We start from the raw sequence: 15,471 nt of genomic DNA on the forward strand, positions 1-15,471 counted from the left end.
TCAATTTGGCGCTATCTGTAGGTATTCTTCCATTCGCGCAGCGCTGCAAAGCTGCTAACTTCATTCAACTCCGTCAATCGGCCCGCCTTTTGCAGCGATTCCTGGATTTCTTTTTGATTGGCGCGCAGGAAGGGATTGGTCGCGCGCTCCAGGGCAATGCTGGTCGGCACGGTGGCTTCCCCTTGGTCCCGCTTGACGCGCTCGCGCTGGAGGCGAGCGCTGAGCTCGGCATTGCCGGGCTCGACCTCGGCGGCGAACTTGAGGTTGGAGAGCGTGTACTCGTGGGCGCAATACACCTGGGTCTCACTCGGCAGGCTGCTGAGCTTGGCCAGTGACTCGACCATCTGTCCCGGAGTGCCTTCGAAGAGGCGGCCACAGCCACCGGCAAAGAGGGTATCGCCGCAGAAGACAAAACCCTGTTCTGCCGAGTAATACGCGATATGGCCCAAGGTGTGTCCGGGCACGTCGATGACCTGCAGCGAGAGGCCCAGAGAAGGGATCGTCACTTCGTCATTCCCGTGCAGCGGGACCGTCATCCCCTTGATGCGGGATTGCTCGCGCGCCGGCCCGTAGACCGGGATGGCCGGGAACTCGTCGCTCACGGCGCTGCGCGCCAGCTCGACCACACCGCCGACATGGTCAGCGTGGTGATGAGTCAGTAGAATAGCGGCCAACGTCAGGCCCTCGGCCTGCAATGCGGCCAGGACGGGGACCGCGTCGCCGGGGTCGACCACGGCGGCATGGCGCCCGTCATGGATGATCCACAGGTAGTTGTCGTCGAACGCCGGTACGGCCAGGACGTCCAATGAAGTTTTCTGATCTGCTTGAGCTGGCTTGGCTGGCTGGGTCATGAGGCGCGAAAGAAGAGATGGCTGACAAGGCTGAAACTGCTGTGACTGCGAACAACGCGGAAATTATAGACCTGGCCGCCTGGTTGCAGACGCCCATCGGCGATTACCTGCGCCAGTGGGAGCAGCATCACCTCAATGCGCTGACGGCCGACATCTTCGGCTTCAACGCGGTGCAGATCGGTTCGCCCCAGATCCACGCCCTGCAGGCCAACCGCATGCCCTATCGCTGGCTGGCTGACAACCGCATGCCGGTGGAAGGGCAATCCGAGCTGGAAATCCCCCAGGTGGTGACGCAGAATTTCGGCGAACTGCCCTTTGCCACCCAGAGCCTGGACCTGGTGGTGCTGCCCCACGTATTGGAATTCGCCGCCGAGCCGCACCAGGTGCTGCGCGAGGTGGAGCGGGTGCTGATTCCGGAAGGGCAGGTCATCATCTGCGGCTTCAATCCCAGCAGCCTGTGGGGCATGCGCCAGGTGGCCGGACGCCTGACCGGCGCGCACTTCCTGCCGCAGGATGGCGAGTTCATCCGCCTGCCGCGCCTGAAGGATTGGTTGAAGCTGCTGAACATGGAAGTCAACCGCGGCCACTTCGGCTGCTACGCGCCGCCCTGCGAGACGGCGCAATGGCTGGACCGTTTTGGCTTCATGGAGAAGGCGGGCGACCGCTGGTGGCCGTATTTCGGTGCGGTCTACATCGTCCAGGCCATCAAGCGGGTGCCCGGCATGCGCCTGATCGGCCCGGCCCTGCAGCGCCAGAAGCTGAAGGCGCCGCGCGGCGTGCCGGTGACCAACCGCATCCACAAAACCGATTGAAACCAGGGCGTGTCGGCGCGATCAGGTATCATCGCGGCCCGCCTGTCATGCGCAAATGCGCATATGCAACCAGATTGAAGTGAAGAGCATGGACAAAGTAGAGATTTATTCCGATGGCGCCTGCAAGGGCAATCCCGGCCGTGGCGGCTGGGGTGCGTTGCTGGTGGCCGGGGGCAAGGAGAAGGAAATCTTCGGTGGCGAGCCCAACACCACCAACAACCGCATGGAACTGATGGCGGTGATCCAGGCCCTGAACGCCCTCAAGCGTCCCTGCGAGGTGGTGGTGCACACCGACAGCCAGTACGTGCAGAAGGGCATCAGCGAGTGGATCCACGGCTGGAAGGCGCGCGGCTGGAAGACCTCCAGCAAGGAGCCGGTCAAGAACGCCGACCTGTGGCAGGCGCTCGATGCCGCCCAGCAGCAGCACCAGGTGGAATGGCGCTGGGTGCGCGGCCACAATGGCCACGCCGGCAATGAGCGCGCCGACCAGCTGGCCAACCGGGGCGTGGACAGCATAGGCTGACCGGGCCGGCGTTTTCTTTCATATCAGTGTTTTAGCAGCAAACAACATCAGCAGGAGCAAGCATGCGTCAGATCATCCTCGATACCGAAACCACGGGCCTTTCGCCGCGCAACGGCAACCGCATCCTGGAAATCGGCTGTGTGGAGGTGCTCAACCGCCAGCTTTCGGGCAAGAATCTTCACTTCTACATCAATCCCGAGCGTGACTCCGAAGAAGGCGCGCTGGCGGTCCACGGCCTGACCACCGAATTCCTGGCCGACAAGCCGACCTTCAAGCAGATCGCTGCCGAGTTCCTCGACTATGTACGCGGTGCCCAGATCATCATCCACAACGCGCCTTTCGACGTCGGCTTCCTGGATGCGGAACTGGCCTTGCTGGGTCTGCCGCCGTTCAAGGAGCACGTCTCCGACGTGGTGGACTCGCTGCAGATGGCCAAGGAGCTGCACCCGGGCCGCCGCAATTCGCTCGATGCCTTGTGCGATCGTTACGGCATTTCCAACGCCCATCGCGTGCTGCACGGCGCGCTGCTGGATGCGGAGCTGCTGGCCGAGGTCTATCTGTCGATGACGCGCGGCCAGAATTCGCTGACCATGGACCTGGGGGCGGAGGAAGAAGTCAGCGAAGGCGAGGGCAAGCTGGAGCTGGCTCCGCTGGCCGAAGTGATCGTGGTGGCGGCCAGCGAGGAAGAACTGGGTTTGCATGAAGACGTGCTCAACCAGCTCGACAAGGAAGCGCGCGGCAGCTGCGTGTGGCGCTTTGAACCGCCGCCGCCGGAAGCGGCTGCTGAGGCGGCGTGAAACGGCGTAATGGTGAGGCCGTTGTCGTTGCCCGGCAGCGTTGTCGATAAAAAATGAAGAATTATTTACGAAGCACTTGCGCAGGTCGAAAAACGTTGGCATAATCTCGCTTCTCGATTGGCGCTGCAGCAAAAAGCCAGTCAGGTACGGAAGGTTAGCTCAGTGGTAGAGCACTGCATTCACACTGCAGGGGTCGCAAGTTCAAACCTTGCACTTTCCACCAAATTCAGAAAAGCCCGCCCTGTGCGGGCTTTTCGCATTTCTGCCTTTTCTTCCGTTTTCTTTCCTCGTTTTCTCTCTCTGCATGACGGGCGTGATCCGTTAAGCTAGCGGCCATTCGTCAAGAACAGGACTCGAACAGCCATGCACGACATCATCTGCCCCCACTGCGGCAAAGCTTTCAAGATCGATGAAGCCGGTTACGCCGACATCCTCTCGCAAGTGCGCGACAGCGCCTTCGAGCAGCAATTGCATGAGCGCCTGGAACTGGCCGAGCAGGACAAGCGCAACGCCATCGAACTGGCGCGCGCCAAGTCCGAAGCCGAGTTGCAGAAGGCGGCCGCGGCCCGCGATGCCGAGATCCAGGAATTGAAAGCGCGTCTGGAAGCCGGCGAGATGGCGCAGAAGATGGCCGTCGCCGAAGCCATGGCCAACGTGGAGCGCGAGCGTGACAAGCTGGCCAACGATCTGGAGCAGGCCCGCAGGGAAAAGCTCGCCGAGCAGCAACTGGCCCAGGCGCGCCTGGCCCAGCAGCTGCAGCAGACCGCCAGCGAGAAGGATGCCGAGATCCAGGCCTTGAAAGCGAAGATGGATTCCATCGCCCTGACCCAGAAGCTGGCGGTCAACGAAGCCGTCGGCGCGGTGGAGAAACAGCGCGACGAACTCAAGAGCAAGCTGATGCACGCCGAGCTGGAAAAGCAGCTGGCCGAGAAATCACTGAAGGACAAATACGAGACCCAGCTGAAGGACCGCGAAGACATGATCGAGCGCCTGCGCGACATGAAGGCGCGGCTGTCCACCAAGATGGTCGGCGAGACCCTGGAACAGCACTGCGAAACGGAATTCAACCGCATCCGCGCCACCGCTTTCCCGCGTGCGTATTTCGAGAAGGACAACGATGCGCGCAGCGGCAGCAAGGGCGACTACATCTTCCGTGATACCGATGAGGGCGGCACCGAGATCGTCTCCATCATGTTCGAGATGAAGAACGAGAGCGATCGCACCGCGACCAAGAATCGCAATGAAGATTTCCTCAAGGAACTGGACAAGGACCGCCAGGAGAAGGGCTGCGAATACGCCGTGCTGGTCTCGCTGCTGGAGCCGGAGAGCGAGCTGTACAACACCGGGATTGTGGATGTATTTCACCGCTATCCGAAGATGTACGTGGTGCGTCCCCAGTTCTTCATTCCCATCATCACGCTGTTGAGGAACGCCGCGCTCAATTCGCTGAAATACAAGAATGAGCTGGCGGTGGTGAAGGCGCAAAACATCGACATCACCAATTTCGAATCCGAGCTGGATATCTTCAAGGCGGCGTTTGCCAAGAACTACGACCTGGCCTCGCGCCGCTTCCAGACCGCCATCGACGAGATCGACAAGTCCATCGACCACCTGCAGAAGACCAAGGAAGCCCTGCTCGGCACCGACCGCAACCTGCGGCTGGCCAATGACAAGGCGCAGGATGTGACCATCAAGCGCCTGACGCGCGGCAATCCGACCATGGCGGCGAAGTTTGCGGAGGTCAAGAAGGATCCGTCGGACGACGTGGAGTGAATGGCGCGGCTGCCGTGAGGGGCTGACTTCTTCATAAGGAAGCGATCAGGCTGGCTCCGCAGGCTGTGGTGTCACCGTGATAGGCGACCTGCTTGCCGTGGTGCTTGCGGGTGCTGCCGCCGCCGTTGGGCTGGATGGCGAACTGGCCTTTGCATTGCGGGCATTGCGTCATGTCGCCTTCGAGCGCGACCCCTTTGCCCATGGCCTTGAGCGTGTCGCTGGCGGAGATCACTTCACCGCCGTGGGAGGTTTTGTCGCCGAGGCGGATGACGGCGCGGCCTTGTTCGTCTTTCATGTGAGACTTTCAGTGAAGGCGGGGAGGGATGTCTTGTGCCCAGAGACGGGCGTTCGCGGCGGGGTCTTTCTTGCCGTTCCAGTTTTTCATTTCTCTTTTGTCGCCATCGGGATACTCGTTGCGTTCAAGAGCAAGCGCCGTTTCCGCCCAACCCACTGGCGTGTCTCCTGAGGGTAGATCGAATGGGTCGTCGGGTTCGATGATGCTTATTTGGGCGACCGCTTCAGGCCAGATAGGTTCGCGGCAGGTCCAGAGCGCCATCAGGCGCAAACCGGTCATCAACAGGATGAACGGCATCATGGAGATGCGATAGTCTGCGCTGGCGCGCATGCCGAATCCGTACATGCAGAACAGAAAGCTCTCCAAGCTATTTTCTTTCTCCTTGAAGAACAACAGAGGCTTGGGCAATTCTGCCGGGCCGTGATTCATGTACCAGCACCAATAGTTCCATTGAGACAGGAGGTCTTCCAGACTTTCGTCCTCGGCCCATTTCTTACCTATTGCGAATGCGCGCGTGACGTTGCCGTGATCATCAACCTCGTAGTACCGAATATGGTAGACATGGCGGCAATGGGCCACACCACGGTGGATGCAGAAGATCGCATGTTCATTCCAGGGAATTTCCCATGTGACATCACCTTGGCTCGGCTTGCAGAAAAATCTGCGACGGCGGATGGCATGGATTTTTCTCTCTTTGCGATTGAAGCGGATGGGGCGGCGGGTTAATGAGAAGAATTCGTCGCGCCCATACTTGAACACCATGTGTACAAAATAGATGACGGATGCGATCACAATGAGGTAGAAGGTAACTGCACCGATCCCAATGACCGCTGGAGGACTCATTAGAACCCGGCACAGGAATAGGATTAGCGCACCCGAAAACAACCCTGCCAACAGTACTCCTCCAGCATGCCGTTGCCGATCTCTAAATGGCTGATCTGTCACATCCATAAAGGTCGAATTGATTCTGAATAGGGTGCTTCCATCCTTGCATTCGGAGCTGACAGGCTTGTCGATTGGCAAGCGATGTCTGAGATCCCAATCAGGGATAGGTTTGCCGGCTCTGTAGGGGAACGCGCGTTCGTCCATGGAAATATCCTAATGCCGGGGAGGAATGTCTTCAGCCCAAAGCAAGGCATTTAGCGCGGGATCAGGTTCACCTCGCCATTCCTTTACTTCTTTCTTGGGATCGGTTGGATAATCGCCTCGCTGCTTTGCCAGTACTGTTTGTCCCCAGCCGATTGGGGTAGCCCCGCGTGGTTCATTGTATGGGTCGTCAGGGTCAATGATGCTGACGTCTGCCACTGCCTTTGGCCATATGGGGTGGCGAGATGTGCACACCGCTAGTCGGCGGTAGCAAGTCATCAGCAAGATGAAAGGCATCATGGTGATGCGGTAGGCAGCGCTTGCCTGCGTACCGAAGTCGTACATACAGAAGAGGAAACTTTCCCGCAAATCCTCGTGTTCGCTGAAAAACAATGGCGGCTTGGGTAAAGTGACGGGGCCGTGGTTCATGTACCAGCACCAGTAATTCCATTGAGACAGGAGGCCTTGCAGGTTCTCTTTCTCTTCCCATTTTCGTCCTATTGAAAAAGCACGGATGACGTTGCCGTTGTGGTCAACGTCGTAATGGCGAATGTGGTAGGTGTGTTTGTTATCTGCAGATCCCCTGTGGATGCAGAAGATAGATTTTTCGTCCCATGGAATCTCCCAGGTAATATCGCCCTGTCCTGGTTTGGGGAAGAGGCGACGACGAATGGTGTAAATCTTTTTCTCTTTGCGATTGAAACGGATAGGACGACGTTTCAGCGCAAAGAATTCATCCCGGCCATACTTGACCGCAATATAGGAGAATAGCGATATCGCGATCAGTGCAATGACAATGGATGCAAAGGGTATTCCCTCAAGTGAGTTTTTGTTGTGTCCTACGATGTCTGCTGCAGAAAAAATAAATGCAGCGAGTCCCAAGACCGAAAAGGATACTCCGCCTCCTAGCCATTGACGGCTCATGTAGGGTTGATCCGTTACGTCCATGAAGGTGGAATTGATTCTGAAGATCGTGCCGGTATCTTTGCATTCAGGACCGACAGGATTGCTAATGCTCAAGCGATGTTGCAGATCCCAATCAGGAATGGGTTGGCCAACTTTGAATTGAAATACGCGTTCATCCATTCTCGAATTCAATTTTTTCGAATACGCCATCGTTAATGCTTGTGCGACCTAGAATGCTCGGTGAAGAATTAATTTTTTGGTGGAACATCCTTAGCCCAAAGGAGCGCGTTAACGGAAGAATTCTTTTCACCCGTCCAGTTCTTCATTTCTCTTTTGTCGCCATCGGGATACTCGTTACGTTCAAGAGCAAGCGCCGTTTCCGCCCAACCCACTGGCGTGTCTCCTGAGGGCTGATCGAATGGGTCGTCGGGTTCGATGACGCTGTTTTTGGCGACCGCCTCTGGCCAGATGGGATCGCGGCAGGTCCGGAGTGCCATCAGGCGGAAGCCGGTCATCAGCAGGATGAACGGCATCATGGAGATGCGATAATTTGCGCTGGCGCGCATGCCGAATCCGTACATGCAGAACAGAAAGCTCTCCAGGCTGTTCTCCTTCTCCTTGAAGAACAACAAAGGCTTGGGTAATTCTGCCGGACCATGATTCATGTACCAGCACCAGTAGTTCCATTGGGAGAGGAGGTCTCCCAGACTTTCCTCATCTTCCCATTTTTTACCAATTGCGACTGTACGCGTGACGTTGCCGTCATGGTCAACCTCGTAGTATCGAATATCGTAGAAACGCCGGTGATGGGCCACGCCACGGTGAATGCAAAAAATGGCATTTTCATCCCAAGGAATTTCCCATGTAATATCGCCTTGGCCCGGCTTGGAGAAGAATCTCCGTCGGCGGATGGCATAGATTTTTTTCTCTTTGCGATTGAAACGTATGGGGCGGCGGGTTAGCGAAAAGAATTCGTCACGACCATATTTGAACGCCATATATGTGACGCGAATCAATGAGCCGATTAATGCACAGTAGACAGCAACTACCCCTATGCCAATCGTCGGTACAGGAATTAGGACAATCCTTATTAAAGTCACAGCGAATAATGCTGAAAAGAAAGCGGCAATGAATACCCCGCCCGCTAGCCATTGCCGATCTTTAAATGGCTGATCCGTAACATCCATATAAGTCGAGTTGATTCTAAAGATGGTTGCGGTATCTCTGCGGTCTGAACTGACAGGCTTATCGATGGGTAGACGATGTCTGAGATCCCATTCTGGAATAGGCTGTCCGAAATTGCTCGGGCACGCTCGTTCGTCCATGGAAACATCCTAATACCGGGGAGGAATGTCTTCAGCCCAAAGCAAGGCATTCCGGGCCGGATCTTTCTGACCGCGCCATACCTTCATGTCGCTCTTCGGGTCATAGGGGTATTCGTCTCGCTCGATGGCCTGCGCGGTTTCTCCCCAGCCTGTTGGTGTTCCGCCCCTTGGTTCATCGTAAGGATCACCGGGTTCGATGGTGCTGAGTGCCTCGATGGCCTGTGGCCAGACGGGGTCACGGCAAGTCCACAATGCCATGAGACGATGACTGGTCATCAGCAGGACGAACGGCATTACCGAAATACGATAAGCGACGCTGGCGCGTGTGCCGAAGTCGTAAAGGCAGAACAGGAAGCTCTCCAGCGCGGTTTCGCGTTCTTTGAAGTAGAGCGGCGGCCTAGGTAAATCGGCTGGTCCGTGATTCATGTACCAGCACCAGTAGTTCCATTGCGATAGCAAGCCTTGAAGATTTCGTTTACCTTCCCACGTCCGGCCAATCGAGAAGGCACGAATGACGTTGCCGTCTTGGTCCACTTCGTAGTGCTTTATATGGTACGCGGGTCTGTGGTTGACTATACGGCGATGGATGCAGAAGATCGCGTTCTCATCCCAGGCAACCTCCCAGGTCAAGTCACCTTGGCCGGGCTTGGCGAAGAATCGGCGATGACGAATCGCGTATATTTTTTTTTCCTTACGATTGAAGCGAATGGGGCGGCGTTTCAATGCAAAGAACTCATCTCTACCGTACTTAAAAGTGAGATACGCGAAGACGGCGGAACTTCCCAAAAACACGAAATAGGCTATTGCCAAACTGAGGACAAACTCTCTTGCCGGATGGATCAACATGTAGCCGATGATCCCTAATGGAGCGACTACGCCGATGCACGAGGTAAGGACTCCACCTGCATGCCATTGTCTGTCTTTGTATGGCTGATCCGTAACATCCATGTACGTTGAATTGACGCGAAATACAGTGCCAGTATCTTTGCATTCCGGACTGACTGGCTCGTGAATAGATAGCCTGTGTTTCAAATCCCACGCGGGAATTGGACTTCCGGCTTTATAGGAAAAGATGCGTTCGTCCATAACTTAAGCGTCAACTATCTGTTTGAAAGCATTAATTTGGCCCTCGAAAGAACTATATTTTTCCCCAAGAGAAAAATCACATCGTGAAATCCAGGACTTCAATTGACTCTTGTTAATTACAGCGATGGAGATGCCTATGACAAAAGATATGAGTAGAAGCGGTGCCCATATGGCTGCGATTGCGTAATAGACAGCCACAGCGATGCTTATTCCTAATACTCCGTTCAGTCCATAAAGCGTCATCAGGAGATAGTTTTTGTCCTCATATGCTTGGGGAACATTGAAGATAAGATCATAAAGGCCGGCCAAGACACCAGCTCCGGCTCCAGCTACACGCGCGCGTTTAAGGATCGTGCCGACAAACTCCGCATTCATCGCCCACTGTCTTCGGATGAATGCTGCTAATGGATGCTCCAGCGATTTCTCAACACTTACCATCGCAGTCTCGACGATCGTGGCACTCAAGCTGATAATCGCCAAGGTCGCTTTTGCAAGGGTTTCCCGCTCATTAAATTGATCGTTGTTGAATAGATCTGTCAACGCAAAGCCAAGCGCCACCATCTGCACGATCATGGTCACGACGCCAAGCTTGAAGTCTCGCGGCGATCCCGATCCAAGCCAATTCTTCGCCGTGGTAACCCCAGGAATACCAATCCCCTTGATGCTTCCTGGCGCGATGCGGCCATCCTTTTCAAGAGCGCTGATGTCCAGCGCATAGTAGAAGTGGTTCTGAACTCTGGCCCGCTTGACAGCCTCTCGCGCTTGGGTGCGCGCATCGACTCTGGTTTTCTTACGGTCTGTCTCCAGTTTTATGCCTTGTTCTTTCGCTTGTGCGATAGCCCATTGCGCAACATCGACACGGCTCATGTTGCTGACCTTGATGCCAACGCCACCCAAAAGCTGAAGGTGAGTCAGTGCAATTGCTCGTGCGAGGGCACTACTGCTCCCGCTAATGGCTTTGACAATTACATTGCCTGTAGTCAGCGCCAAGCGATCAATCATTTGCTCCGCCTGCTTCGGATCGTCCAAGCGCAAGACTGCACCTTTGTAGACGTTGAGAATGTTCTCGAACTGGAAGTCGCTACCCTTGAGCTGCGTTTCGGTAGCCGCGATGATGTCTGCTTGGTTGAGCAGCAAGGCGCGGGCATAGAGATTGCGCTTGTCTTGAAGATTGCCACTGGAGATCCAACTGGAGAGTTGATCAATACATGGCTTCGAACAGACGGCCTTGCCGATGCATTGGGACATTGATTCGCTATAGGCATAACCACTGCGGATGTCAGCATCGTCATGAACACCCTCCATCCAGTTGGCCAATTGTTCGCTCTTGAGCCAGCCAAGATGTGCCATCAGCAGTTGCAAAAGTTGCGGTTCAAATTGCTTGAGCGCAGCATCGTAGATCGCCGGAAAGGCTTTCATCGCCGCTTCGTCCAGCGCCGGCTTTCCATTGTCATGAGTCAATTCATGCCAGGCATCATCGGCCGCTGCCTGCTGGCGTCCGGCCAGGTCCTCGCCATATTTTTTGCGCTGTTCCTGGAGTTTCTTCTCATGACGGTCTATCCCGCCCAGCTTGAACATGGCGCCCAAGGTCTTCAAGCCGTTGTAGATATCGCCATCCGGATGGTGCGCCGAGGCTTCAGCAACCGCATCGCTGAAGACCACTTCCTGGCGGGCCTCCTGACGTACGTGATGCTCGGTCAGCGCGAGCAGGTCAGCAATCATCTTGCGTTGGTGCAGCTTCTCATCGAACCCGGCCTGTAGATCCGGTACCGTCAATTCACTCAGGTCGTTGGTCATTCCCACCGGATCATTGAGCGCGGCAATGTAGCCCTTGTGATGCGGCCCATGCTCCGCCATGATCGCCCTGAAGCGTACAGCCGTGGCGAGCTTGCGTGTCTCGGATTCAGTGGGCGTGTTGCTGAAGGCGTAGGCCTTTTTCATGGCGGCTTCGTCTGCCACAAAATGCGCCACCTTGTCCGCACTCGCATTGAACTCTCCGGTATGGACCGCACTGCCGGCCAGCATCGCCGGGATATCGATGCACTGCATATGTTTCTTGCGCCAGCCTGCGTCACTGACCTTCTTGAGCAAGGCCTTGGTCCACTGCACGTTGGACCAGCCAATCCAGAAATTGCCGGCCGGATCGGCCGCCGTATGGATGATATCGACGCAATACGCCCGCACCAGCTCGCCTGGATCAATGCACGCAAAACGAATCTTCGCCGGATGCGGCGCGTTGTACTCCAGCGGATAGTTCCAGAGATGCCCGGTCGGCATGACCACATAGGCCTTGAGCCGTCCGCGCTTCTCGTCATAGGTATAGAGATAACCAGGACGCAGCGCCCGCAAGCTGTATTTCGCCGCACCGGCGGACTGCGGGGCGCCCTCGATCCTGAAATTGCCGGACAGCCCCGGTACGCCTGCCGCGCCATAAGGACTGGCCACGGCATAGCGGACCGGATAGATCAGCAAGCCTTTCTTGTCGCAAAAATTGCATCCGTTCATCGTGCTGCTCCTGTAGTAGGGGACATGAGATGGCGCACAGCATCCATCTGCCGATAATCATCCGGACCGAGCCGCTGGAGCAGGGCGTTCCAGCTGAGCTCGCCACTGGCCAGCGCAGCCCAGGCACCATGCAGTGGGGGATGGTCCAGAAAGGCGCTGCCATAGCGCAGGCAATGCAAGGCGTACTCCGTCAGTTCACCGGGGGCGGTGAGCTTGAGTACCTGACGTGCGCGCAACAAGGCCGAGTCGCCGCGCCGCGCATACAGCAGAATTTCCGGCGGCGTGCACGCAGCCAGGTTCTCCGGCAGCTGCCGCAGGACCTTGTCGAGCACATCGCAGTGCGCCAGGCTGTGCCACTGGCTGGCGTCGGGCCAGGCTGGCCGGCTGCCGCCCAGCACGTCGACCTCCTCGCCCGGACCCGTGACGCTCCACCAGTGGCCACTCCAGGGAAAGCGCCACTGCGTGACCGGCCCCAGCAGGGCACGCGTTTGTTCGCCAGAGAACAACTGCAGCGTCAGTGCCAGCACGCGTGGGTCGTAATAGCGCCAGTAGACTTGGCGATCCTCCACGCCGGGACCGATCAGGAAGCGTGTGAGGCCGCGCACGAGGCGTTCGGGATCCGCAGCGCTCTCCAGCCAGGCACACAGGATGGGAGGCTCTTCTGCATGGGGCGCACTGCGTAGCGCCGTGGTCATCCACTGCTGCTGGTCGGCACTGAGCGTGGCCATGTCGATGAGCCTGGGCATCAGGTCGTCCGCATCCTTGATCCGCCCGACTTCGCACACGCGCATGGGTAGTTCGTGCAAGGGCGAGCGCGGATCCAGATTGGCCGGTTCCACCAGCACCTGGCCATGGATGATGACCTCATCGGGAAACGAAATGGCATGCATGCGTTCTCCTCGCACAATCAGGACAGCGCAACACTGGCGCTGCCGGACTGCGCCGCACCGCTGGCGCGCGAAGGACAGAGCTGTGCGCCGGGGAAATCGGCGAGCTTGGCCTGCGGCCCCAAGGTCTGGTGATCAGAGGCATGGACGTGATGCGCACCTTGCGTAAAGCCGGTGATGCCCTCCGCAATGACCAGTTCACTGCCACCGCCATTGAGACGGATGCCTTTCTTGGCTTTGAGATTGATCCAGTCCCGCGTGCTGATGATGTCCACCACCTTCTGCGCAAGGATCTCCATGCCGTCGTTCTGCGCCTGGATCTCCACGCGGCCACTGGCGGCGATCAACTTCGCGCCCAGGCGATAGGCCAGCAGGGAAAGCTTTTCTGCCGCACTGGCAAAGAAGGATTTGCCGGCCGCTAACGAGACATGGCTGCCAGCCGTGAGAGCTGCATGTTCCGCGCTGGCGAGGTGGGTGGAGGCACCGGAGCTGGCCTCGATGCCGCAGGGGCTGGAGAGGACCAGATGCGGTTCGGCCAGTTCAGGGAAACGGCCGTCCTGAGCGCCTCCTTGTCCCTTGATGGCCTCGTTCTGGCTCTGGATGGCTTGCGCGGCCTCGTGCTGATCCGCATGCTTGTCCTGGGCCTGATGCTCCTGGGCCAGTTTGCTGAGACTTGCCACCGTGTCGTGTGCCTGCGCCAGACGGCCTGCGGTCTCGGCCATGTCGGTCATGTGGCCGCGCGCCTTGGGGCGTGGCTCGCTGGTGAGCAGCAGGCCTTGCGCCGCACGGATCACGCCATGTGCGTCAGTTCGTAGTTCGAAGCCTGCGCCCCTGGCATCCTGGCGGCCCGCGTGCCGTTCTATACGCGTCACATGGCCCAGCGCTAGCTGGCTGTCGAAGGCGTCGCTGCGTACTTGTGTCTGGATCGCCTCGTGGGTGTCGTCAAAGAGTACGTGTCCGGAGCGCCCACCCGCCGCATTGCCGGCACCTGGTGCCAGCTCGCGGCTGCGCAGGCCCGACAAGGCGGCCTGCGAGGGCAGGGCCCAGGGCGGCATGTTGAGTTGATTGACGACTGAACCGGTGATGAGGGGACGATCCGCATGTCCTCCCAGCCATTGCACGATCACCAGTTGTCCTATCCGGGGTACCGCCACCAGCCCCTGTTCGGCACCAGCCCAACTGCTGGCGACTCGTATCCATGCCGTACTGTGTTCGTCATTGCGACCCTGCAGATCCCAATGAAATTGCACTTTGACACGCCCATATTCATCCACATGCAGATTTTCGCCGGAAGGACCGACGACGGTGGCGGTCTGCATGCCGTGCAGGACGGTGGGCTGGCTGGTGTAGCCACGGCCGGGACGCCAGGGCAGCAGCTTGCGCGCACAGCGCACGTGATTGGCGTAGAACGGCGGGGTCTCTGCATCCTGCAGATAATTGTTGCTGGCGCTGTGCTCCACGCTGATGATCAGAAATTCCTGATCCTCAGCGCTGGCGTCGCCGCCGACGGCAAGGTGTTCCGAGAAATGTCCTGTCAGACGGAAACTTCGCCCTGGCTGCAGGTAACGGCAATTGCCCTTCCCCTCGAACAGTTGCGCTGCCGCCTCGAATTCCTCCATGCGCACACGGCTTTGACGGTCGCCGGCCTCAAGGTTGGAAAATCCGTAGGCTCCTGTGTATTCGTAGTGTTCTACCGGCAGCACCGCGCCCTGTTTGTTCAGAGTCGGTACGTCCACCTGCTGCGGTCGCGCCGTCTTGAAGTCATAGCTCGACAGACGGGTGCTGGACGGCTGGAACTGGCGTACCATCGACCACTGCGCCATGCCGTCTTCCTCAATGGCACCGCCGTGATGCTGGAACGGGACTTGGCCGCCGCCATCGATGGGTTTGGCATAAGTCGAATCGTCGGACAGCCTGAGCTGATGTCCGTCTGTCTGGTGTTCATAGTGGTAGTGCCAGCCTGCATCTTCCCAGCGCCGATGCAGCAGGTTGCTGTCGCTCTCGTCGAACTGGAACATGTCGGTGCGCACCGGATCGCCATGCCGCAGCTGGCAATCCCAGCGGGCATGTGACGGATAGGCGCTGAAGATCTCGGCGCTCAGACCTTCAAGGTTCCGCTGATGAAAGATGCGATTGTTGATGCGCGCAGCCAGGAATGCCATCCACGGCACCAGGCGCGCTTCGTAGAAGGCGATGCCGCCGTCGGTGCGCAAGAAGGAAAAACGCTCGACATAACCCGTGAAGTGGCGCTGCGTTCCATCCGCGCGCACCAGTGCCACCCGCAACAACTTGCCCATCAGCGCCTCCAGCGGGATGCACGCATCGTCGCTGAGCAGTTCCAGCGTATAAGCGTAATCGCGGCTCAAAGCCTCGCTGGCGTCGAGGCGATTGATCAGCAGTTCGGCGTCGGGGGCATCGTCATTGACGAAGTGAAGTTGCAGGATGCGGTGATGCTGGCGCTGCCGGGTCAGGCTGTCCCAGCCGGTGGTGCGGGAATGCATGCGTGTCCTTCTGCGGGAAAAATGAATGTCCCGAAGAAGGCAGGGAAGACTTCAGCAAGCCGAATCGGGAAGCGCAGATGTTGCACGATGGCTTGCTTGAAGTCTGTTGAATTGCTTCGATAAA

General features: G+C 57.8%; 13 protein-coding genes and 1 tRNA gene. 5 read left to right on the forward strand and 9 right to left on the reverse strand.

What is annotated here, in order from left to right:
* Nucleotides 1–11: 11 nt before the first annotated feature.
* The gene (gene gloB, locus ACWHXP_RS02165; RefSeq protein ID WP_489634602.1) at nucleotides 12–806 is read right to left on the reverse strand and encodes a hydroxyacylglutathione hydrolase; all 795 of its coding nucleotides are present in this window, start codon (nucleotides 804–806) and stop codon (nucleotides 12–14) included.
* Nucleotides 807–868: 62 nt separating this feature from the next.
* Between gloB and ACWHXP_RS02170 the strand changes: the two genes are divergently transcribed.
* From ACWHXP_RS02170 to ACWHXP_RS02190, 5 genes are all read left to right on the forward strand, one after another.
* Nucleotides 869–1,663 carry a class I SAM-dependent methyltransferase gene (locus ACWHXP_RS02170; protein WP_034340883.1) on the forward strand — a complete coding sequence of 265 codons (795 nt, stop codon included), beginning with the start codon at nucleotides 869–871 and terminating at the stop codon, nucleotides 1,661–1,663.
* 88 nt (nucleotides 1,664–1,751) lie between these two features.
* On the forward strand, nucleotides 1,752–2,186 hold the full coding sequence (gene rnhA, locus ACWHXP_RS02175; RefSeq protein WP_034340887.1) for a ribonuclease HI: 435 nt from the start codon (nucleotides 1,752–1,754) through the stop codon (nucleotides 2,184–2,186).
* Between the two features lie 62 nt (nucleotides 2,187–2,248).
* Nucleotides 2,249–2,983: a DNA polymerase III subunit epsilon gene (dnaQ, locus tag ACWHXP_RS02180; protein ID WP_039784504.1), complete on the forward strand. Its 735-nt coding sequence runs from the start codon at nucleotides 2,249–2,251 to the stop codon at nucleotides 2,981–2,983.
* Between the two features lie 148 nt (nucleotides 2,984–3,131).
* Nucleotides 3,132–3,206, forward strand: a tRNA-Val gene (locus tag ACWHXP_RS02185).
* Between the two features lie 140 nt (nucleotides 3,207–3,346).
* Nucleotides 3,347–4,756 (forward strand): DUF2130 domain-containing protein, encoded by a 1,410-nt coding sequence (locus ACWHXP_RS02190; RefSeq protein WP_489634601.1) that lies wholly within the window; start codon nucleotides 3,347–3,349, stop codon nucleotides 4,754–4,756.
* Between the two features lie 31 nt (nucleotides 4,757–4,787).
* Here the strand turns inward: ACWHXP_RS02190 and ACWHXP_RS02195 are convergent, their stop codons facing one another.
* The 8 genes from ACWHXP_RS02195 to ACWHXP_RS02230 all read right to left on the reverse strand — a co-directional run bounded on the left by ACWHXP_RS02195 (nucleotide 4,788) and on the right by ACWHXP_RS02230 (nucleotide 15,347).
* Nucleotides 4,788–5,051, reverse strand: a complete 264-nt coding sequence (locus ACWHXP_RS02195) for a PAAR domain-containing protein (protein WP_034340905.1) — start codon at nucleotides 5,049–5,051, stop codon at nucleotides 4,788–4,790.
* 9 nt (nucleotides 5,052–5,060) lie between these two features.
* The gene (locus ACWHXP_RS02200; protein ID WP_489634600.1) at nucleotides 5,061–6,140 is read right to left on the reverse strand and encodes a DUF6708 domain-containing protein; all 1,080 of its coding nucleotides are present in this window, start codon (nucleotides 6,138–6,140) and stop codon (nucleotides 5,061–5,063) included.
* Nucleotides 6,141–6,149: 9 nt separating this feature from the next.
* Nucleotides 6,150–7,223 (reverse strand): DUF6708 domain-containing protein, encoded by a 1,074-nt coding sequence (locus ACWHXP_RS02205; RefSeq protein ID WP_489623508.1) that lies wholly within the window; start codon nucleotides 7,221–7,223, stop codon nucleotides 6,150–6,152.
* Between the two features lie 68 nt (nucleotides 7,224–7,291).
* The gene (locus ACWHXP_RS02210; RefSeq protein ID WP_489623507.1) at nucleotides 7,292–8,368 is read right to left on the reverse strand and encodes a DUF6708 domain-containing protein; all 1,077 of its coding nucleotides are present in this window, start codon (nucleotides 8,366–8,368) and stop codon (nucleotides 7,292–7,294) included.
* A gap of 9 nt (nucleotides 8,369–8,377) precedes the next feature.
* A complete protein-coding gene (locus ACWHXP_RS02215) occupies nucleotides 8,378–9,454 on the reverse strand; it encodes a DUF6708 domain-containing protein (protein ID WP_489634599.1) in 1,077 nt (358 codons plus the stop codon).
* Between the two features lie 3 nt (nucleotides 9,455–9,457).
* Complete coding sequence (locus ACWHXP_RS02220; protein WP_489634598.1) at nucleotides 9,458–11,959, reverse strand: T6SS effector BTH_I2691 family protein; 2,502 nt, start codon at nucleotides 11,957–11,959, stop codon at nucleotides 9,458–9,460.
* Complete coding sequence (locus ACWHXP_RS02225; protein ID WP_489634597.1) at nucleotides 11,956–12,849, reverse strand: DUF4123 domain-containing protein; 894 nt, start codon at nucleotides 12,847–12,849, stop codon at nucleotides 11,956–11,958. Before ACWHXP_RS02225 ends, ACWHXP_RS02220 begins: the two co-directional genes overlap by 4 nt.
* A 17-nt stretch (nucleotides 12,850–12,866) precedes the next feature.
* Nucleotides 12,867–15,347, reverse strand: a complete 2,481-nt coding sequence (locus tag ACWHXP_RS02230; RefSeq protein ID WP_489634596.1) for a type VI secretion system Vgr family protein — start codon at nucleotides 15,345–15,347, stop codon at nucleotides 12,867–12,869.
* Between the last annotated feature and the right edge of the window lie 124 nt (nucleotides 15,348–15,471).

It is taken from the genome of Herbaspirillum sp. Her2 (assembly GCF_057961375.1).